14 protein-coding genes are annotated in these 19,153 nt (G+C 60.9%); 10 read left to right on the top strand and 4 right to left on the bottom strand.

Features of this window, described 5'->3' with window-relative positions; translation table 11 throughout:
- Positions 1-105: 105 nt before the first annotated feature.
- On the bottom strand, positions 106-1,299 hold the full coding sequence (gene fdhA / locus KDW95_RS13075) for a formaldehyde dehydrogenase, glutathione-independent (RefSeq protein ID WP_255852259.1): 1,194 nt from the start codon (positions 1,297-1,299) through the stop codon (positions 106-108).
- Positions 1,300-1,670: 371 nt separating this feature from the next.
- Between fdhA and KDW95_RS13070 the strand changes: the two genes are divergently transcribed.
- Positions 1,671-3,047 (top strand): L-serine ammonia-lyase, encoded by a 1,377-nt coding sequence (locus KDW95_RS13070; protein WP_255852258.1) that lies wholly within the window; start codon positions 1,671-1,673, stop codon positions 3,045-3,047.
- Positions 3,048-3,202: 155 nt separating this feature from the next.
- On the opposite strand, the gene KDW95_RS13065 is transcribed toward KDW95_RS13070, so the two are convergent.
- Positions 3,203-4,102: a LysR family transcriptional regulator gene (locus KDW95_RS13065; RefSeq protein WP_255852257.1), complete on the bottom strand. Its 900-nt coding sequence runs from the start codon at positions 4,100-4,102 to the stop codon at positions 3,203-3,205.
- Positions 4,103-4,538: 436 nt separating this feature from the next.
- On the opposite strand from KDW95_RS13065, the gene KDW95_RS13060 reads away from it, so the two are divergent.
- The 7 genes from KDW95_RS13060 to etfB all read left to right on the top strand — a co-directional run bounded on the left by KDW95_RS13060 (position 4,539) and on the right by etfB (position 14,151).
- On the top strand, positions 4,539-5,675 hold the full coding sequence (locus tag KDW95_RS13060; RefSeq protein WP_255852255.1) for a GlxA family transcriptional regulator: 1,137 nt from the start codon (positions 4,539-4,541) through the stop codon (positions 5,673-5,675).
- A gap of 565 nt (positions 5,676-6,240) precedes the next feature.
- On the top strand, positions 6,241-7,218 hold the full coding sequence (locus KDW95_RS13055) for a dipeptidase (protein WP_255852254.1): 978 nt from the start codon (positions 6,241-6,243) through the stop codon (positions 7,216-7,218).
- A gap of 134 nt (positions 7,219-7,352) precedes the next feature.
- Entirely contained in the window at positions 7,353-7,883 is a 531-nt protein-coding gene (locus tag KDW95_RS13050; protein ID WP_255852253.1) for a 4-vinyl reductase, read from the top strand.
- A gap of 120 nt (positions 7,884-8,003) precedes the next feature.
- Complete coding sequence (dgcA, locus tag KDW95_RS13045; protein ID WP_255852251.1) at positions 8,004-10,067, top strand: dimethylglycine demethylation protein DgcA; 2,064 nt, start codon at positions 8,004-8,006, stop codon at positions 10,065-10,067.
- A 102-nt stretch (positions 10,068-10,169) separates the two neighbouring features.
- Complete coding sequence (locus KDW95_RS13040; protein WP_255856514.1) at positions 10,170-12,110, top strand: (Fe-S)-binding protein; 1,941 nt, start codon at positions 10,170-10,172, stop codon at positions 12,108-12,110.
- Positions 12,107-13,345, top strand: a complete 1,239-nt coding sequence (gene etfA / locus KDW95_RS13035) for an electron transfer flavoprotein subunit alpha (RefSeq protein WP_255852250.1) — start codon at positions 12,107-12,109, stop codon at positions 13,343-13,345. Before KDW95_RS13040 ends, etfA begins: the two co-directional genes overlap by 4 nt.
- 29 nt (positions 13,346-13,374) lie before the next feature.
- Positions 13,375-14,151, top strand: a complete 777-nt coding sequence (gene etfB, locus KDW95_RS13030) for an electron transfer flavoprotein subunit beta (RefSeq protein ID WP_255852249.1) — start codon at positions 13,375-13,377, stop codon at positions 14,149-14,151.
- A 622-nt stretch (positions 14,152-14,773) separates the two neighbouring features.
- Here the strand turns inward: etfB and KDW95_RS13025 are convergent.
- Positions 14,774-15,454 carry a MaoC family dehydratase gene (locus KDW95_RS13025; protein ID WP_255852248.1) on the bottom strand — a complete coding sequence of 227 codons (681 nt, stop codon included), beginning with the start codon at positions 15,452-15,454 and terminating at the stop codon, positions 14,774-14,776.
- A 731-nt stretch (positions 15,455-16,185) separates the two neighbouring features.
- Here KDW95_RS13025 and KDW95_RS13020 point away from each other — a divergent pair.
- Positions 16,186-17,769, top strand: coding sequence for a BCCT family transporter (locus tag KDW95_RS13020; RefSeq protein WP_255852247.1), 1,584 nt, complete (start codon positions 16,186-16,188; stop codon positions 17,767-17,769).
- Positions 17,770-17,861: 92 nt separating this feature from the next.
- Positions 17,862-18,116: a hypothetical protein gene (locus tag KDW95_RS13015; protein WP_255852246.1), complete on the top strand. Its 255-nt coding sequence runs from the start codon at positions 17,862-17,864 to the stop codon at positions 18,114-18,116.
- 204 nt (positions 18,117-18,320) lie between these two features.
- Here KDW95_RS13015 and KDW95_RS13010 read toward each other — a convergent pair whose 3' ends face one another.
- Positions 18,321-18,821, bottom strand: a complete 501-nt coding sequence (locus KDW95_RS13010) for a DUF3016 domain-containing protein (protein WP_255852245.1) — start codon at positions 18,819-18,821, stop codon at positions 18,321-18,323.
- Between the last annotated feature and the right edge of the window lie 332 nt (positions 18,822-19,153).

Here is a 19,153-nt window from a genome sequence, read left to right as displayed (position 1 = left end):
GATTCAGGCGGCACAGGGCAGCTTGGCCCATCCTGTTCCGCCCTCGGGCTGTTCACGAATCAGTCCTTCACCTGCGCCTTTCCCTTTCGCCTTTCACCTGGCAGCTCAGGCCGCCACGGTGCCGTGCGGATCGATAACGTACTTCTTGGCCGCACCGCCGTCGAACTCGGCGTAGCCGTTGGGCGCCTGGTCCAGGCTGATCACTTCCACGTTAACCGCGTCGGCAATCTTCACCTTGTTAAACAGGATGGCCTGCATCAGCGGGCGGTGGTACTTCATCACCGGGCACTGGCCGGTGTGGAAACTGTGGGACTTGGCCCAGCCCAGACCAAAGCGCATGCTCAGGGCGCCCTGCTTGGCGGCATCATCCACGGCACCGGGATCTTCGGTGACGTACAGGCCCGGGATGCCGATCTGGCCGCCGGCGCGGGTCAAGCTCATGGCGGAGTTCAGTACAGTCGCAGGTGCTTCCTTGCCGTGGTTGCAGCCACAGGCGTGGGCTTCGAAACCGACGCAGTCAACGAAGGCATCGACTTCACGCTCGCCGAGGATGGCTTCGATCTTGTCGGCCATGTCGCCTTCCTGGGTCAGGTCGATGGTTTCGCAGCCAAAGCTGCGCGCCTGGGCCAGGCGATCTTCCACCATGTCGCCAACGATGACGCAGGCGGCACCCAGCAGGTGAGCGGATACCGCCGCTGCCAGACCGACGGGGCCGGCGCCAGCGATGTACACGGTGGAACCCGGGCCAACGCCCGCGGTCACGCAGCCGTGGAAGCCGGTGGGGAAGATGTCGGACAGCAGCGTCAGGTCACGGATTTTCTCCATCGCCTGGTCCGCATCCGGGAATTTCAGCAGGTTGAAGTCGGCATAGGGCACCATGACGTATTCGGCCTGGCCACCGACCCAGCCACCCATGTCGACGTAGCCGTAGGCGGCGCCGGGGCGAGCCGGGTTTACATTCAGGCAGATGCCGGTCTTGCCTTCCTTGCAGCTGCGGCAGCGGCCACAGGCAATGTTGAAGGGCACGGAAACCAGGTCGCCCTGCTGGATGAATTCGACGTCGCGGCCGCATTCAACCACGATGCCGGTGATTTCGTGGCCCAGCACCAGGCCTTCTTCGGCGGTGGTGCGTCCGCGCACCATGTGCTGGTCGCTACCGCAGATGTTGGTGGTTACGACCTTGAGGATAACGCCGTGGTCGCACTTGCGGTTGCCAATGGCAAGTTCGGGATAGGCGATGGATTCGACGGCGACTTTGCCGGCGCCTTTATAAACGACACCGCGGTTTGCGCTGCTCATTGACAACACTCCTTCTGATTTTTATGTCTATAGCGGGTGTGGACGGGCGTGCTGCACAGCGTTGCGGTCGCCGGCAACGGCTGCCTGAATCCACTGTACTACCCTAGTGCTTCACGCGTGCGGCCAGGTGTCTGTATGAGTCGCCGGCATGCCTAATTGAGACATGCCGGCGCAATAGTGTGTTGGGCTGCGTGTTGGAAGCTAGATAGATGTCGCAGCCTGACAAGCGGGCGCAGGCCGAAGGGCTGATAATCCGTGCATTGTGAACAGGGCTGTCAGTATCGCCTGGCGTGTCGTACCACGGCTGCGGGCCTGATGCGTACCAGACCCTGCTTCACCTCAACAATAACGACAGCTTTGCCGGAGGCATCATGGGTATCAGCGTATTTGATTTGTTCAAGATTGGAGTCGGTCCTTCTAGCTCCCATACGGTTGGGCCCATGAGCGCGGCGGCCGAGTTTGCCGCCCATCTCGAAGGCATGGCGCTGATTCCCGACGTATCCGGCCTGAAGGTTGAACTGTTCGGTTCGCTCAGCGCCACGGGCATCGGTCATGGCACGGACAAGGCAGTTATCCTGGGGCTGATGGGTCAGCGTCCGGCCACGATCGATCCCGATATCATCGATCCCGCCGTCGAGGCGCTGAAAGCCAGCGGCGAGCTGTTGCTGATGGGCAAGCGCGCGGTGGCCTTTGACTGGGCGCGCGACATGCAGTTGCTCGAAGAGTGTCTGCCCTACCACCCCAACGCCATGCGCCTGAGCGCCTATGCCGGCGACGAACTGCTGTTCAGCAACACCTACTACTCGGTGGGCGGCGGTTTCGTGATCGACGAGAAGGAAGCCCAGGCCGGTGCGCCCCTGGTGCACCAGGTCAGCCTGCCCTACGAGTTCAACAACGCCGTTGAACTGCTGCGCCTGTGCAAGACCCATGGTCTGCGCATCAGCGAGCTGATGATGGAAAACGAAAAGGTCTGGCGCCCGGAAGCAGAGACCCGCGCCGGACTGCAGCAGATCTGGCAGGCCATGCAGGACTGTGTCGCCAAGGGGCTGGATCAGGAAGGCATTCTGCCAGGTGGGCTCAAGGTGCGTCGCCGTGCCCACGGTCTGCATCGTTCGCTGAAAGAAGCCGCGGCGCCGAACGTGATCAGTTCGACCCTGAGCGCCATGGACTGGGTCAACCTCTATGCGCTGGCGGTGAACGAGGAAAATGCCGCCGGCGGGCGCATGGTGACGGCGCCCACCAATGGCGCGGCGGGCATTATTCCGGCGGTGCTGATGTACTACATGCGCTTCAAGGACCAGGCCACCGAAGAGGACGTGGTGGATTTCCTGCTGGCTGCCGCCGCCGTCGGTACCCTGTGCAAGAAGAACGCGTCTATCTCCGGCGCCGAAGTGGGCTGCCAGGGTGAAGTGGGCTCTGCCTGCGCCATGGCGGCTGCCGGTCTGACCGAAGTCATGGGCGGCACGCCGGAGCAGGTGGAAAATGCCGCCGAGATCGGCCTGGAGCACAACCTGGGTCTGACCTGCGACCCTGTGGGCGGCCTGGTGCAGGTGCCCTGTATCGAACGCAACGCCATTGCGGCGATGAAGGCGATCAATGCCACCCAGATGGCCCTGCGCGGCGATGGCGAGCACTTCATCTCGCTGGACAAGGTGATCCGCACCATGCTGGAAACCGGTCGTGACATGCAGGACAAGTACAAGGAAACGTCCCGCGGCGGCCTGGCCGTGAACGCTATCGAGTGTTGAGTCGGTAAGCAGGAGCAAGGGGCAAGGGCAAGGAGCAAGGGCAAGGAGCAAGGGCAAGGTAAAAGGGGAAAGGGGCAAGATTTGCTGTCAGCCGTAAGCCGTAAGCTGACAGCTTATAGCTTATAGCTTATAGCTTATAGCTTATAGCTTATAGCTTATAGCTGGCAGCTTTTGCGCCAGTCCGGGTTCTCGAAGGATTCAACGAGATAGTCGATACAATGGCGGACCTTGGGTGATAGGTGCCGGCTGCGTGGGTACACCGCCCAGACGGCGGTGTCCTGGCACTGGAAGGCATCCAGTACGCTGACCAGGGCGCCGCTGTTCAGGTGTGGTTCCACAATGTAGTCGGGCAGGCAGGCGAGCCCCAGGCCCTGCAGTGCGGCCTGCAGCAAGAGTACGCCGGAGTTGGCGTGCCAGTTTCCCTTGGCGCGGATTTCCTTGCGCTGTCCATCGACACAGAAACTCCAGTTCGTGGTCGAGCCACGCAGGCAGTTGTGCTGTGCCAGTTCCGCCAGGCTCTGTGGCGTGCCCCTGGATGCCAGGTAATCCGCCGTGGCGACGACGTATTCGCGGCGCCCGCTGAGGCGGCGGGCCACCAGGTTGGAATCCTTCAGTGCCCCCAGGCGAATGGCCAGGTCATAACCCTCGTTCACCAGGTCCACTGAGCGGTTGGTGAGATTCAGGTCCAGGCTCAGGCGCGGTTGCTGTTGCATGAAGCCGGTCAGCATGGGGCCGATGTAGCGCTCGCCAAAGGTGGAGCCGCAGCTGACACGCAGCAGGCCGTGGGGTTCGTTGCTGAAGCTGGTGATCTGTTGCTCGGCTTCGCTGAATCCGTCGGCCAGGGTCTGGCTCTGCTCGAAAAACCACTGGCCCGATTCTGTCAGGGTGACCCGCCGGGTGGTGCGTACCAGTAACTGGGTATTGAGACGCTGCTCCAGGTGGCTCAGCAGGCGGCTGATATGGGAGCTGGAGACGCGCAGTTTGGTGGCTGCGGCCGACAGGCTTCCCAGGCGAGCCACCTCTATAAAGGCTTCGATACTTTCCCAGTGGTGCATGGAGGTCTGCCTTTGCTCTATTGCGGTGCGTTGTCGACGGAAATCGGCTGAAACTGCTCGGCTGTCAGCGTTTTTTTGCGGGCGCCGATTCTCATTCAAACTGCTAAAAAATAACAGGTTTTTGTTTGTCTTGCTCAGTAGCAAGAATGATTTGCAGTATAGATGAGTTTGATGGCTTCCCATTGCCTGAAAAACGACTAAAGTCAGCGCTTCTGCGGTTCCGCCGCGGGAGCCGGTCGGCGCCTGAGCCCCGTCGACTGTACGCTGCGCAATTCCGAGCCCGGTGCGCGGTCATAAAACATGCACAACCTGCACGGCAATGCCTCCCCCGGCGTTCTTTGCCCTGCGGCGGTGATTATAAGAAAAACAGGCATAGCAATTGCTAGCCGTGATTCGGTAGCCGACGTTTCCGAGCGTGCTGCTGAAGGAGCCAATGATGAACGATTCTATCCCGGGTGCCCGCACCGTCGCCGAACCTAAAAGCCGCAATATCGGTTTCCTGCTGCTGAAAAACTTTACGATGATTTCGCTGGCATCCGCGATCGAGCCGCTGCGCATGGCCAATCAGCTCAGTGGCAAGGAGCTGTACAACTGGTACACCCTGACCGAAGACGGTGGGCCGGTGCGTGCCAGTGACGGCATTCAGATTACCCCGGACGGTGCCATGACCGATCCGTTTGACCTGGACACCATCGTCGTGGCCGGTGGCGTCAATATTACCCGCAGCTACAGCAAGCGCGAGCTGTCCTGGCTGCAGTCCATGGGGCGCAAGGGTCGCAAGCTCGGCGGTATCTGCACCGGTGCCTATGCGCTGGCGGAAGCCGGGTTGATGAATGGCTATGAGTGCAGTGCCCACTGGGAGTGCATCGCCTCGCTGCAGGAGGCCTTCCCCAAGGTGAACTGCACCAACCGGCTGTTTTCCGTTGACCGTGATCGCCTCACTGGCAGTGGTGGCACCGTGCCGCTGGACATGATGCTCAACATGATCAAGCAGGAGCATGGCTACCAGCTGTCGGCCGCCATCTCGGAAATGTTTATTTGCGACCGCATCCGTAACGAAACCGATCATCAGCGCATTCCGCTACGCCATGTGCTGGGCACTACCCAGCCCAAGCTGGTGGAAGTGGTGTCCCTGATGGAGGCCAACCTGGAGGAGGCCATCGAGCTGGATCAGCTGGCCAGCTATGTCGGCCTGTCGCGGCGCCAGCTGGAGCGGCTGTTCCAGAAATACCTGCAGTGTTCGCCCTCGCGCTACTACCTCAAGCTGCGCCTGACCAAGGCCCGCCAGCTGCTCAAGCAGACATCGATGTCGATTATCGAGGTGGCTTCGGCCTGCGGCTTTGTCTCCACGCCGCATTTCAGCAAGTGCTACCGCGAGCATATCGGCATACCGCCGCGTGAAGAACGCATGGGCATGCGTGTGGCCCGCAGCGCCGAGGTACTGATGGATCCGATGTCCCGCACCCTGGGCACGGTGTTCGGTGGTCTGGGTGATGTGGTGTCATCCACCGCCCTGACCGCCCTGACCGAAGCCCAGTCCGAACCCAGCTACGGTTCTGTGACGCTGCAATAAGGTTCAAGGTAAAAAGGGGCAAGGGGCAAGGGGCAAGGTAAAGGGGGCAAGGTGCAAGCGCAAGCGCGCTGCTGCCATGCCCGGCGATTTTGGCCATTGAACTTTTATCCACAGGTGTTACACCCGACCCCGGCCCTGTGCCGGGGTTTTGCTGTCCGGGGGCTGAGCTACCAGGCCTTATTTGCCTGGCTAGCTCGGGCCTGAGCCCTGCATGCTGATTTCACCTTTCACCTTTCACCTTTCACCTTTCACCTTTCACCTTTCACCTTTCCCCTTCCACCTCAGCCATGACGTTTTCGGAACAGTTCCGGGCGCATCCTGAATGCCGTTCACGGTACTGTTGAGTGCTGCAAAGCGCGCTAATACGGGGGCTTTGCGCTGCCAGGCGGGTTTGGCGTGTTTAGCAACAGGCGTGTCGTTTTCAATGCCTATGGTCAAGCGGCGAAGGGCTAGACTGGCTCCATTGCTGCTATCCGTTGTCGCCGCCATTGCGTGGTGCCCGCAACGGCTGGCACAACGAACTCCTGCGGCGCGGCCTGCGGGCATCTGAATTTTGGGGGAACCGATGAACGCAGCAGAACTGCACAAGGATTCGATCGTAATCGACGGTCTGATTATCGCCAAGTGGAACCGTGAACTGTTCGAGGACATGAAGAAGGGCGGCCTCACGGCGGCCAACTGCACCGTGTCCATCTGGGAAGGCTTCCAGAATACGGTCAACAATATCGTCGAGATGAACCAGCTGATCACCGAAAACAGTGACCTGCTGCGTCCGGTTCACAGCACCCGCGATATCCTGCGCGCCAAGGAAGAAGGCAAGACCGGTATTATCTACGGCTTCCAGAACGCCCACGCCTACGAAGACAAGATCGGCTACGTTGAAGTGTTCAAGAAGCTCGGCGTTGGCATTGTGCAGATGTGCTACAACACCCAGAACCTGGTTGGTACCGGCTGCTACGAGCGTGACGGTGGCCTGTCCGGCTTCGGGCGCGAAATCGTCGCCGAAATGAACCGCGTTGGCGTCATGTGCGACCTGTCCCATGTCGGCAGCAAGACCTCCGAAGAAGTGATCCTGGAATCCAAGAAGCCGGTGTGCTACTCCCACTGCCTGCCGTCGGGCCTGAAGGACCACCCGCGCAACAAGTCCGATGAAGAGCTGAAGTTCATCGCCGATCACGGCGGCTTTATCGGTGTGACCATGTTCGCGCCCTTCCTCAAGAACGGTATCGATTCCACCATCGACGATTACGCCGAAGCCATCGAGTACGTCGTGAACATTGCCGGTATCGACCAGGTCGGCATCGGCACCGACTTCACCCAGGGTCATGACCAGGCATTCTTTGAAATGCTGACACACGACAAGGGCTATGCCCGTCGTCTGACTCGCTTTGGCAAGATCATCAACCCCGCTGGCATCCGCACCGTGGGCGAGTTCGGCAACCTGACCGAAACCCTGCTGCGTCGCGGCTTCGATGAAGCTTCCGTGCGCAAGATCATGGGTGAAAACTGGGTGCGCGTCCTGGGTGATGTCTGGGGCGAATAAGAAAGCTGTAAGTGAAAAGCAGCCGTCAGCTTGAAGCTTACAGCTTACAGCTTACAGCTCAGTTCAAATTTTCGGTGGAACCGCGTCGCGGGTTCCACTCTACGTGATAAAGAATTCAGTTGGAGATCTAAAAGATGGGTGTACATGCACCGGAAATGCCGATCCAGGTTGATGATGAAACCGGCGTTTGGGTAACAGACGCGCTGCCAATGCTGTACGTGCCGCGCCACTTTTTCGTCAATAACCACATGGGTATTGAAGAGGAAATCGGGGCCGAGCGCTACGCCGACATCCTCTACAAGGCCGGCTACAAGTCCGCCTATTACTGGTGCGAAAAGGAAGCCGAGGCCCACGGTCTGTCTGGCGCTGCAGTGTTCGAACATTACATGAAACGCCTGTCTCAGCGCGGCTGGGGCTTTTTTATCACCGAAGAGCTGGACCTGGAAAAGGGCACTGCCCGCGTACGCCTGGAAAACTCCGCCTTCGTTTACCAGTACGGCAAGGTGAACCGCAAGGTCGATTACATGTTTACCGGCTGGTTTGCCGGCGCCATGGATCAGATCGCGCAGAGCCTGGGCTATCCGGTACGCACGGTTGCGGTTCAGACCCAGTGTGCGGCAGAAGAGGGCTGTGACTACGGCATCTTCGAAGTGAGCCCGCTTTAAGACAGCAAAAAGCCGGTGTTCGGCGCCGGTTCCATTGTCACAGCGCTGCTGTGAGCCAGATTCAAAGATAATGCCGCAGCTTCTGGCTGCGGACATCCATAAGAGTGACGGGGTGTCGCCATGTCCCAGTACGATGTGCTGTTCCAGCCGCTGAAGATCAATCAGCTGACCATTCGCAACCGTGTGGTCAGTACCGCCCACGCCGAGGTTTATGCCACCGATGGCGGTATGACCACCGATCGCTACGTGAAGTATTACGAAGAAAAAGCCAAGGGTGGCTGTGGTCTTTGCATCTGCGGCGGTTCCAGCGTCGTCTCCATCGATAGCCCGCAAAGCTGGTGGAGCTCGGTCAACCTGTCGACCGATCGCATCATCCCGCACTTCCAGAACCTGGCCGATGCCGTGCACAAGCACGGCGGCAAGATCATGATCCAGATCACCCACATGGGGCGCCGTTCGCGCTGGGACGGTGAAAACTGGGTTAACCTGATGTCGCCCTCCGGCATCCGTGAGCCGGTGCACCGCGCCACCTGCAAGACAATGGAAGAGGAAGAAATCTGGCGTGTCATCGGCGACTTCGCCAAGGCCGCCGTACGTGCCAAGGAAGGTGGCCTGGACGGCGTGGAACTGTCCGCCGTACACCAGCACATGATCGACCAGTTCTGGTCGCCGCGCGTCAACAAGCGCACCGACGACTGGGGCGGCACCTTTGAAAAGCGCATGCGTTTCGGCCTGGAAGTATTGAAAGCCGTGCGCGAAGCCGTGGGTGCGGACTTCGCTGTGGGCATGCGTATCACCGGTGACGAGTTCCATCCCGATGGCCTGAACCACGAAGACATGAAGCAGATTGCCGCCTACTACGATGCGACCGGCATGGTGGATTACTTCGGCGTTATCGGTTCCGGCTGTGATACCCACAACACCCTGGCCAACGTTATCCCCAACATGAGCTACCCGCCGGAGCCCTTCCTGCACCTGGCGGCGGGCATCAAGGAAGTGGTCAAGGTTCCGGTCATTCATGCCCAGAACATCAAGGACCCGAACCAGGCCAAGCGCATCCTGGAAGCCGGCTACGTCGACTTCGTCGGCATGACCCGGGCGCACATCGCCGACCCGCACATCATTGCCAAGATCAAGGCCAACCAGGTGGATCAGATCCGCCAGTGCGTCGGTGCCAACTACTGCATCGACCGCCAGTACATGGGCCTGGACGTGCTGTGCATCCAGAACGCCGCGACTTCACGCGAATACACCGGCATGCCGCACATCATCGAGAAAACCACCGGCACCAAGCGCAAGGTGGTTGTGGTTGGTGGTGGTCCCGGTGGCCTGGAAGCGGCCCGCGTGGCGGCCGAGCGTGGCCATGCCGTGACCCTGATCGAGCGTTCGGAAGAACTGGGCGGCCAGGTCAGCATTGCTGCCAAGGCGCCGCAGCGTGACCAGATGGCCGGCATCACGCGCTGGCTGGCGATGGAACTGGATCGCCTGGGTGTGGACGTGCGTCTGGGCACCGCAGCCAATGCCGACATGATCCGGGACCTGAAAGGCGATGTGGTGATTCTGGCCACCGGCGGTCGTCCGTTCATGGAGCAGAACCCGCACTGGGGCGCGGCCGAAGGCCTGTCGGTATCGAGCTGGGATATTCTCAATGGCACCGTGGAGCCCGGCAAGAACGTGCTGATCTACGACACCATCTGCGAGTTCTCCGGCATGTCGGCGGCCGATTACCTGAGCTCCAAGGGCTCGCTGGTCGAGCTGGTGACCGATGATATCAAGCCGGGCGTGGGTATCGGTGGTACCACCTTCCCGACCTACTACCGCAGTCTGTACGAGAAGGAAGTCATCATGACCTCCGACATGCTGCTGGAGAAGGTCTACCGCGAAGGCGACAAGCTGGTGGCGGTACTGGAAAACGAGTACACCGGCGCCCAGGAAGAGCGCGTGGTGGACCAGGTGGTGATCGAGAACGGCACCCGCCCGAACGAAGAGCTCTACTATGAGCTCAAGGGCGAGTCGCGCAACAAGGGTCAGATCGACAACGAGACCCTGTTCGCCGGCCAGGCGCAGCCGGTGCTGTCCGAATCCGGTGACGGCATGATCCTGTGGCGTCTGGGGGATTGCGTATCGCAGCGCAACGTCCACGCCGCCATCTACGACGCCCTGCGTCTGTGCAAAGACCTTTAAGGCCCTGCGGCCGGGCATCGCGCCCGGCCAGGTGATTTTAAAGCCCCTAATCCTGCGACAGGCCTGGCCTGTCGCTCCCTGTTTTGGTGAGGGTGACGCATGATCCTCGACTGGTTACTCCCTGTTCTGATTTCGGCGGCACTGGTGCTGGCCCTGGCCGGTGCCCTCAAGCGCGCCAGCCTGTGGCGTGCCGGCCAGCCCGATTCGGTCAATCTTATCGCGGGCCTGATGGCCATGCCGCGTCGCTACCTGGTGGATCTGCACCATGTGGTCGAGCGCGACAAATACATGTCAAACACCCACGTGGCCACGGCGGGCGGCTTTGTGCTGTCCATGCTGCTGATCATCCTGGTGCACCTGTTCGGCCTTGAAAGCCGCTGGCTGGCCTGGGCGCTGCTGGCATCCTCGGTGCTGATGTTTACCGGCGCGGTCTTTGTCTTCCGCCGCCGCCTGAACCCGCCAGCGCGCCTGTCCAAGGGGCCCTGGATGCGCCTGCCCAAGAGCCTGCTGATGTTCTCGGTCAGCTTCTTTATCCTCACGCTGCCAGCGGCGGGCATCCTGCCCGACGCCTTCGGCGGCTGGGTACTGGCGCTGATTCTGCTGATCGGCGTGGCCTGGGGCCTGAGCGAACTGGTGTTCGGCATGACCTGGGGCGGGCCGATGAAGCACGCCTTCGCCGGCGCCCTGCACCTGGCATTCCACCGCCGTCCGGAGCGTTTCAACGGTGGCCGTTCCACCGGCCTGAAACCGGTGGACCTGCAGGCCCGGGTGCTGGGCGTGGAAAAACCCACGGACTTCAAGTGGAACCAGCTGCTGGGCTTTGATGCCTGCGTGCAGTGCGGCAAGTGCGAAGCCGTGTGCCCGGCCTATGCCGCCGGTCAGCCACTGAACCCCAAAAAGCTGATTCAGGACATGGTTGTGGGCCTGGCCGGCGGTACGGATGCCAAGTTTGCCGGCAGCCCCTACCCCGGTATCGAGCTGGGCAAGGCGGTGGGCGGCCCCGGCCAGACCATCACCGAAGGCCTGGTCAACTCCGATACCCTCTGGTCCTGCACCACCTGCCGTGCCTGTGTTGAAGAATGCCCGATGATGATCGAGCACGTCGATGCCATCGTCGACATGCGCCGCTTCCTGACCATGGAAAAGGGCAATACCCCCAACAAGGGTGCCGAGGTGCTGGACAACCTGATCGCCACCGACAACCCCAACGGCTTTGATCCCGGCGGGCGCATGAACTGGGCGGCGGATCAGAACCTGAAGGTGATGTCCGAGGTCAAGCAGGCCGATGTGCTGTTCTGGGTGTCCGATGGTGCCTTTGACATGCGCAGCCAGCGTATCCTGCGGGCCTTCGTCAAGGTGCTGAAAGCCGCCGGTGTGGACTTTGCCGTGCTGGGCGATGAAGAACGCGACAGCGGTGATGTGGCCCGTCGCCTGGGTGACGATGCCACCTTCCAGAGCCTGGCCAAACGCAATATCGAGGTGCTGAACAAGTACCGCTTCAAGCGTATTGTCACCACCGATCCCCACGCGTTCCACGTACTCAAGAACGAGTACGGCGATTTCGGCGGGAATTACGAAGTACTGCACCACACCACCTTTATCAACGAGCTGGTGCAGCAGGGGCGTCTGCAGCTGGATACGTTCAAGGGCGGTACCGTGACCTATCACGATCCCTGCTACCTGGGCCGCTATAACGGCGAGTACGACTCCCCCCGCGATCTGCTCAAGGCGCTGGGGATCGAACTGGCCGAGATGGAAAGGTCCGGTTTCCGCAGCCGTTGCTGCGGCGGTGGCGGCGGCGCGCCCATCACCGATATTCCGGGTGAACGCCGTATAGCCGACATGCGCATGGAAGATGCCCGCGGCGTGGGTGCGGAGCTGGTCGCCGTGGGCTGCCAGCAGTGTACTGCCATGCTGGAAGGCGTGGTTGAGCCGCGGCCCGAGATCAAGGATATCGCTGAACTCGTGTCCGATGCGCTGATCGAAGGCGCAGCGGCTCCCAGGGGCACCCGGGAAAGCCTGGCCGAGGAGGTGCTGTCATGAGTGACCTGATTCGCAGAGACCCGCGCGCGGAATGGATTGCCCGTAACCGGCTGCATCCGCTGCATGCCGCCATGACGGCGCCGGCCGGTGAAGTGCGCGGGCCCTCTGGCCTGTTGCGCAAGAATCCCCACGGTGTCGGCTTTATCGGTCCCAACGGCATCAAGCGCATTGATCGCCTGGGCGGCAGTGCCGCTGCAGCCGGTGGCCGCCGCGGTGCGGCCAAGAGCGCCCAGGTGGTCGAGCTGCCGCTGCACCAGGTGTCTGCGCCTGACTTCTATGTGGTGACCGTGCTGGACCTGGTCGGTGGCCGCCTGGGTGCGCACGACAAGGATGTGCTGGGCCAGGCCCACAAGCTGGTACGCGAAATCGAGGGCCAGGGCGCGGTGCTGGCCGTAGCCTTCGGTGAGTGCAAGGAAGAGGGCTTTGGCCTCGCCGGCGTCGATCGCCTGCTGTTGCTCGAGGGCAGCGAGTACGAAGGCTACAGCCCGGAACAGCGCCTGGCGGCGCTGGTGGAGGTGGAGCGCAGCTTCGCACCGCGTTACTGGCTGTTCCCCGACAGCATCAATGGTGGCAACGAGCTGGGTTGTCGTCTGGCGGCACGCCTGGGCGAGCGCCCGGCGACCCAGGCCTGGCAGGTGGATACGCAGCAGACACTGTGCCGCGGCGCCGGTGGGCGCAGTGACTTCACCCGTACGACGCCGCGCCTGCTGTTGCTGGCTGAAGAATGTGCCGAACCCATCGATGAAACCCGCCATGAAGCCCTGGCGGTGGATCTGGACGCGGTGGCGCTCAGCCTGGTGCGCATCAAGGATCGTGGCCAGGTGGCCGTGGACCCCAATGCCATACCGCTGGCCGAGGCCGAATTTATCCTCGCCGCCGGTAACGGCATCAGTAACTGGGAGCAGTTCCATCAGGCGGCCGAACTGCTGGGTGCGACCGAAGGCGCCAGTCGCGTGGTGGTGGACGATGGCTTCATGCCCCGTCCCCGCCAGGTAGGCGCCTCGGGTACCTGGGTCACGGCCCGGGTGTACCTGGCGGTGGGTATCTCCGGTGCGATTCAGCACATGCAGGGTATTGGCCAGTGCGACAAGGTCGTGGCCATCAACCTGGATGCCGGCTGTGACATGGTCAAGCGTGCAGATCTGAGCGTGATTGGCGACAGCCAGTCGGTGCTGCAGCACCTGATCGAACTGGCACGGGAATACCGCCTGGGAGCTGCTGAAAATGCAGCCTGAACAGACAGATTGCAGCGGGAGGGTCGCACATGACTTCTGATCTCAATATCGTTGCCCTGGTATCCATCGGGCAGCACCCCAAGTCCGGTCGCGCGCGCCGCGCCGAACAGGATGCCCGTGCCGTCGAGCTGGGCCTGCGCCTGGCTGGCGAAAAGGTGCAGGTGCTGCACGCCGGTGATGCCGCCGATGACACCCTGCGCCAGTACGCTGGCATGGGGCTCAAAAGCCTGCGGGTACTGCAGCAAACGGCCGACGCCGATGCGGTGCTGGCGCTGGGTGACTACCTGGCCGAGCATCGCCCCGATGTGGTGCTGACCGGGGTACGCGCCGAAAGTGGCGAGTCCTCCGGCATGGCGCCTTACCTGCTAGCCGAAAAGCTGGGCTGGCCACTGGTGACGCGTATCGCGGATATCGTCAGTATTGAAAACGGTGAGGCCCAGGTGCTGCAGGCATTGCCGCGCGGACAGCGCCGGGCCATCCAGGTGCGCCTGCCCTTCGTGGCCAGCGTCGACATGGCCGCCACGGCGGCGCGCCAGAGTGCTTTCGGACCAGGCCGGCGGGCGCAGCTCGATGCCATGCCCTGGGTTGAATCGCCGGACACTGAGCGCAGCCAGTGGCAGGAGGCACCGGCGCGCAAACGACCCAAGCGTCTCAAGATGGTCAAGGCCAAAACCGCCGCCGAGCGCTTCAAGGCGGCAACGGCCAAATCCCAGGGAGCGGGCGGGCGCATTATCAAGGATCAGCCGCCACAGGAACAGGCGCAGGCTATTTTTGACCTGTTGCTGGAAGAAGGCGTTATTCGTTAACGGCCAGGCGTGACATTGCCCTGCGACAGGCGCCGATATTTTATGGGCGCCTGTCGTAACAAGAATGCCCGACGACGAATACAGACAAACCCCGCTTTAATTTAAACTCTATTATTTTCTTCACGGTGAGAGCTGTGAATATCGGCTCAGGGTGAACTCACCATTCCCCTGATATTCCTCTGTCACTGTTAGTGTATTGCTCAGCAGGAATCGTGAAAGGTTGGTTATTACATTTTTCCGTTCCCCGTTAGGCTCGGGTGTTTGCAATATTCACCTTTATCTTGTGTACCCATCACGGCTTTTATCCGGGCACCCGCCCGGATTTTTTTTATGTACAGGATGTACGGTATACCGCGGGCGCATGGATGCGCACGACTACAGGGATGTAGGAGATAGGGCGGCGCAGGAGCCAAAGCCGAGGAGCGGTGTACATGGATGTATTTCACTATCAATTGCTCCTGCATTGATAGTATTTCCACCATCCCTGGCGGTCCCCTGAAAACTGCTCCTGCGTTTTCAGGATTTCCACCATCCCTGGCGGTCCCCTGAAAAGTGCTCCTGCGTTTTCAGGATTTCCGCCATCCCTGGCGGTTCTGTCGTGGTGCTTGTGCGCTGGGGCTCTTCAGAAATAGAGGCGCAGCAGCGTATCGGCGACGCAGACGGTGCGGCTCGAGCCTTCGACTTCAACCTGGATACGATTCAGCATCTCTATGCTGCGCTTGGATGTGGTCAGGGAGACGAGCGTTGTGCGGGCCCGGATGCGGCTGCCGGTCCTGACCGGGTGAGGGAAGCGCACCTGGTCGAGCCCGCAGTTCACCACCATGCGGGCTTCGGGGTAGGGGGGCTTCTCCGGGTTGACGGTATCGGTCAGTTCCGGCAGCAGCGACAGCACCAGGAAACCGTGGGCGATAGTGCCGCCAAAAGGCGATTCGCTGCGCGCACGCTCGGGGTCGGTATGTATCCACTGGCGGTCACCGGTCACCTCGGCGAAACGGTCGATGCGGTGCTGGTCAATCGTCATCCAGTCTCCCACGAAGACTTCACGGCCGATGCGTGGCTGCCAGCTCTGGTAGAAGGCGACGACCTTGGCGTTTTTGACGCCCTGCAGTTCGCGGTCACTGGCCGGATCGAAGAACAGGTGGATTCTGGAAACCCAGGAGTTGTTCAGCGTGTTGTTCAGTGAATGACTGATGAAATAGGACAGCTGGCGCAGGTGAGCGTCGGATGTATTCTTCAGATCAAGGCTGCTGATCCGGGTCCGGATCGATCTTTCTTTTTCCCTGATGTACTCGAAGACGTCCATCATCAGATCCTGTGCGGGTGAGTGAAGGGGGTAACCCCCGGGGCTGCAGCAGTGGGCGGGTGTCGCAGCGGGCAGTGCCCCTAACGAGCACGTGCCCGGCCTTGTCGAGCCTTGTTTCAGGGGGTGTCAGCCCGGTGCGGACGGTACCTATTTTGCGCCGTCGACGCCAGCCCTGCACTGAACCGGTCGGTTGGCGTCGGCGCTCGCGACAGTGGCAGGCCCTGTTGGCCAGTCCGGGCTCGCGCCGGGTACTGCATATGATGGGTGTTCTGTGGGCGTGCGGCAACTGCATTTTCTGCGTCTGCATCGAGCCGTTCTGAGGGGAAGCCGGGTGATCGGCTGGATCGCGCCTGGCCCGATCGCCAGGTCGCCCGCGCAAACAGGGCGGCAAGAGGGAAATGCCACGCTCCCTGTTTAATTTTTCTAGCATCGCCCAGACGCCTGGGAGCACTTTTCGTGCCTGTCGGACAAGGGTCTGTTGCGGGTCGGAATAAATGGCGCTTACAGGGTTCTGATGGCGTCATGGTGTCGGATTGGCAACGCTGATGTCGTTATCAGAACACTGGTGGCGCTGCTTGTTTGTAAGATGGAGTCACCATATTGCCAGCCAGTTCTGCGGGAGGATTATTTTCGCCCCTTTGTGGGCTTGATTAATTTCGCAGGGATTCAGTCGCGAAATATAACAATAACGACGAAACAATATCGATCCCGAAACGGGTGAGGAGTGTTTAATGAACGCGGGTTTAAAAACCGACAGTACCGTCGCCGAAAATGAATATGATACGGACTATGAACTGGGTCAGGATAACGTTCAGATCATGGGTATGGACGTCCATAACCCGGTATTTGGCGTTAGCGCGGGCCTGATTCTGCTATTTATCGTTGCTACCCTTTTATTTCCTTCCGAAGCCAAGACGGCGCTGACCGGCGCACGTGGCTGGTCTATCGAAAACTTCGACTGGCTGTTCATGATCGGCGGCAATCTTTTCGTGCTGTTCTGCCTGGCGCTGATTGTACTGCCGGTAGGCAAGGTGCGCCTGGGCGGTGCCAAGGCCAAGCCTGAGTTTTCCACGCTGTCCTGGTTTTCGATGCTGTTTGCCGCCGGCATGGGCATTGGTCTCATGTTCTGGAGCGTGGCGGAGCCAGTGGCCTATTACACCGACTGGTACGGCACGCCGCTGAACGTGGCACCGCGAACCGCGGAGGGTGCGGACCTGGCGCTGGGCGCCACCATGTATCACTGGGGATTGCACCCCTGGGCGATCTACGGTGTTGTCGCCCTGGCGCTGGCCTTCTTCTGCTACAACAAGGGGCTGCCGATGACCATTCGCTCCGCCTTTTACCCGCTGCTGGGTGAACGGTGCTGGGGGCCGATCGGTCACGTGATCGATATTCTGGCGGTGCTGGCGACCATCTTCGGGCTGGCGACATCCCTGGGCCTGGGAGCGCAGCAGGCATCCGGCGGTCTGAACTACCTGTTCGGCATCGAAAACAGCCTGAGCACCCAGATTGTGGTGATCGTCTGTGTCACCGCTGTGGCGCTGATGTCCGTTGCCCGTGGCCTGGATGGCGGTGTCAAACTGCTGAGCAACATCAACATGGTGATTGCGGCCAGCCTGGTCGCGCTGGTGATCGTGGTCGGCCCGACACTGCAGATCTTCGGTTCCATTGGCACCATCGTGGGCAGCTATGTTGAAAACGTCATCCCGCTGAGCAACTGGGTTGGTCGTGAAGACGGCACCTGGTTCCATGGCTGGACCGTGTTCTACTGGGCCTGGTGGGTGTCCTGGTCGCCGTTTGTTGGCATGTTTATCGCCCGCGTATCCCGTGGTCGTACCGTGCGCGAATTCCTCACCGCCGTACTGCTGGTGCCGACCCTGGTAACCGCACTCTGGATGGGCGCCTTTGGCGGCACCGCTGTTGAGCAGGCCCAGGCCGGTATTGGCGAGCTGGCCAACGGTATCGGTGATGTGTCCCTGGCGATGTTCCAGATGTTCGAGAACATGCCGCTGAGCATGTTGATGTCCTCCGTGGCCGTGATGCTGGTACTGGTGTTCTTTATCACCTCGGCGGACTCCGGTTCCCTGGTGATCGACAGCATCACGTCCGGTGGCAAGACTGACGCTCCGATGATGCAGCGCCTGTTCTGGGCCTCGCTGGTCGGCGTTATCGCCGCGGTGCTGCTGGTTGGCGGTGGCTCCGAGGCGCTGACAGCGCTGCAGGCTGCAGCCATTACAACCGGTCTGCCGTTCACCCTGGTGCTGATGCTGATGTGCCTGAGCCTGTACAAGGGCCTGCGAGCAGAAAGCTACTAATCTGTAAGCCGGTGCGCGGCGCCGGCTTTCGGTACATACTGATCAGACAGGCCGGGATGCCTGTTTGATCGTTTAATAGCGAGGATTCAGAGATGATGTATGCCGATCTGATCGATCAGGACGATTTCCGCGAGCGCCTGGTGCGCCTGGGTATTCCGGTAGCGCAGAACGTGGATGCGGAATATTGCTGCCGCCAGCTGCTTAACTGGCTTGCCCAGCCCCAGGGCGCGAGCAGTCTGCCCCAGGCCAAGGCGCTGGTGCACGAACTGCGGCAGCAGCGCGACATGATGCTGCCGGACGTGGCGCGTGCCATCGATCAGTATCTGGTCCCCGTGCTGGGGCGCTAGCTCGGCCGACCCTTGCTCATTTCTGCGCCTTATGGCGTCTTCAAACCCGGACAGGCACGCGCCTGTCCGGGTTTTCTGGTACTTATGGCCAGGTCGATTTTGGCATGATTCCGTGGCCGCTGCCCTTATTGGCCCTTTAATCCTTCTGCCGTTGTCCCTGTGCGATACGTGCCCGGCCGGTTGTCGCAGTGCTCAGGCCGCCGTTCAGGTACAGAAGTGACGCTGGAACCAGCGACTGAGCATCGTCTTGTCGTAGCCGTAGCTTTCGCGGCTGATGGTGCGCAGGCGATTGCGCAGAAGGTAGTTCATATCCGACAGGCTTTCTTCGGCCTGCTGTTTCAGCCGGCCGTTGCTGTCGAGCAACCGGTATTCCAGCGTCATCCGGGGCCAGGTGACAGCACGCATCACTCTGATGACACTGTAGCCGGAGCTGTGCCACCACTCCAGGCGCCCGGCCAGATCAATATCCAGGATCCGAATCCGCAGGTTGTCACCGGCGTTCAGGCAGCGCTGGCCCAGCTGCTGCAGGTGCCGCTCAAAGACCGGCAGCGGACCGGGTGACGCATAGGTGCCACCGTATTCGCCAATATCGGTGTACTGCCTTGGGTCGACGAATTCGATCTCGACGTTCGCTCGTGACGACAGCGCAAGGATTGAGAGTGTCAGTGCCAGCAACAGGTGGCAACGGGAAAGCGTTCTGTGCATCGAGCGTCTCCTCCGATGTCTCAATCTGTTGGACTCGATGGCGTGTCCGGAGTTCTGAGGTGCGCTTGCGAAGGTGCGGGCTGGAAGCGGCGCGACGAGTTCCGGTTTTTTGCCCGGGTTGGGGGCGGATTTCACACAAGCGGAAAAGGGGGCAAGTGCTCCCCGCACGCATGCCGGCAACGGCCTCGGTGCACTGAGCTCAAGGTGCGTGCGTGAAGCTGGCATGGATGGAGTTGCTTACCGCGGCTTGCGAGGTTCAACTCATCGCTGTGGTTGCACTTGAGGTGCTGTTGCAGTGCAATACCTCCACTGTCTGTTTTGACCGAGGGTCT

Origin of the sequence: Marinobacterium rhizophilum (assembly GCF_024397915.1) — a bacterium.
GTDB classification, from domain to species: Bacteria; Pseudomonadota; Gammaproteobacteria; order Pseudomonadales; family Balneatricaceae; genus Marinobacterium_A; species Marinobacterium_A rhizophilum_A.
Note: the sequence above shows the minus strand (reverse complement) of the source record. Positions and strands in the feature narration are given on the sequence as shown.

Excerpts from the sequence above, each read along its gene's own strand:
- KDW95_RS13025 (WP_255852248.1), bottom strand. The coding sequence starts at position 15,454 with ATGGACGTCTTCGAGTACATCAGGGAAAAAGAAAGATCGATCCGGACC.
- KDW95_RS13050 (WP_255852253.1), top strand. The coding sequence starts at position 7,353 with ATGGGTGTACATGCACCGGAAATGCCGATCCAGGTTGATGATGAAACC.
- fdhA (WP_255852259.1), bottom strand. The coding sequence starts at position 1,299 with ATGAGCAGCGCAAACCGCGGTGTCGTTTATAAAGGCGCCGGCAAAGTC.
- etfB (WP_255852249.1), top strand. The coding sequence starts at position 13,375 with ATGACTTCTGATCTCAATATCGTTGCCCTGGTATCCATCGGGCAGCAC.
- KDW95_RS13060 (WP_255852255.1), top strand. The coding sequence starts at position 4,539 with ATGAACGATTCTATCCCGGGTGCCCGCACCGTCGCCGAACCTAAAAGC.
- KDW95_RS13070 (WP_255852258.1), top strand. The coding sequence starts at position 1,671 with ATGGGTATCAGCGTATTTGATTTGTTCAAGATTGGAGTCGGTCCTTCT.
- KDW95_RS13055 (WP_255852254.1), top strand. The coding sequence starts at position 6,241 with ATGAACGCAGCAGAACTGCACAAGGATTCGATCGTAATCGACGGTCTG.
- etfA (WP_255852250.1), top strand. The coding sequence starts at position 12,107 with ATGAGTGACCTGATTCGCAGAGACCCGCGCGCGGAATGGATTGCCCGT.
- KDW95_RS13065 (WP_255852257.1), bottom strand. The coding sequence starts at position 4,102 with ATGCACCACTGGGAAAGTATCGAAGCCTTTATAGAGGTGGCTCGCCTG.
- KDW95_RS13020 (WP_255852247.1), top strand. The coding sequence starts at position 16,186 with ATGAACGCGGGTTTAAAAACCGACAGTACCGTCGCCGAAAATGAATAT.
- KDW95_RS13015 (WP_255852246.1), top strand. The coding sequence starts at position 17,862 with ATGATGTATGCCGATCTGATCGATCAGGACGATTTCCGCGAGCGCCTG.
- dgcA (WP_255852251.1), top strand. The coding sequence starts at position 8,004 with ATGTCCCAGTACGATGTGCTGTTCCAGCCGCTGAAGATCAATCAGCTG.
- KDW95_RS13010 (WP_255852245.1), bottom strand. The coding sequence starts at position 18,821 with ATGCACAGAACGCTTTCCCGTTGCCACCTGTTGCTGGCACTGACACTC.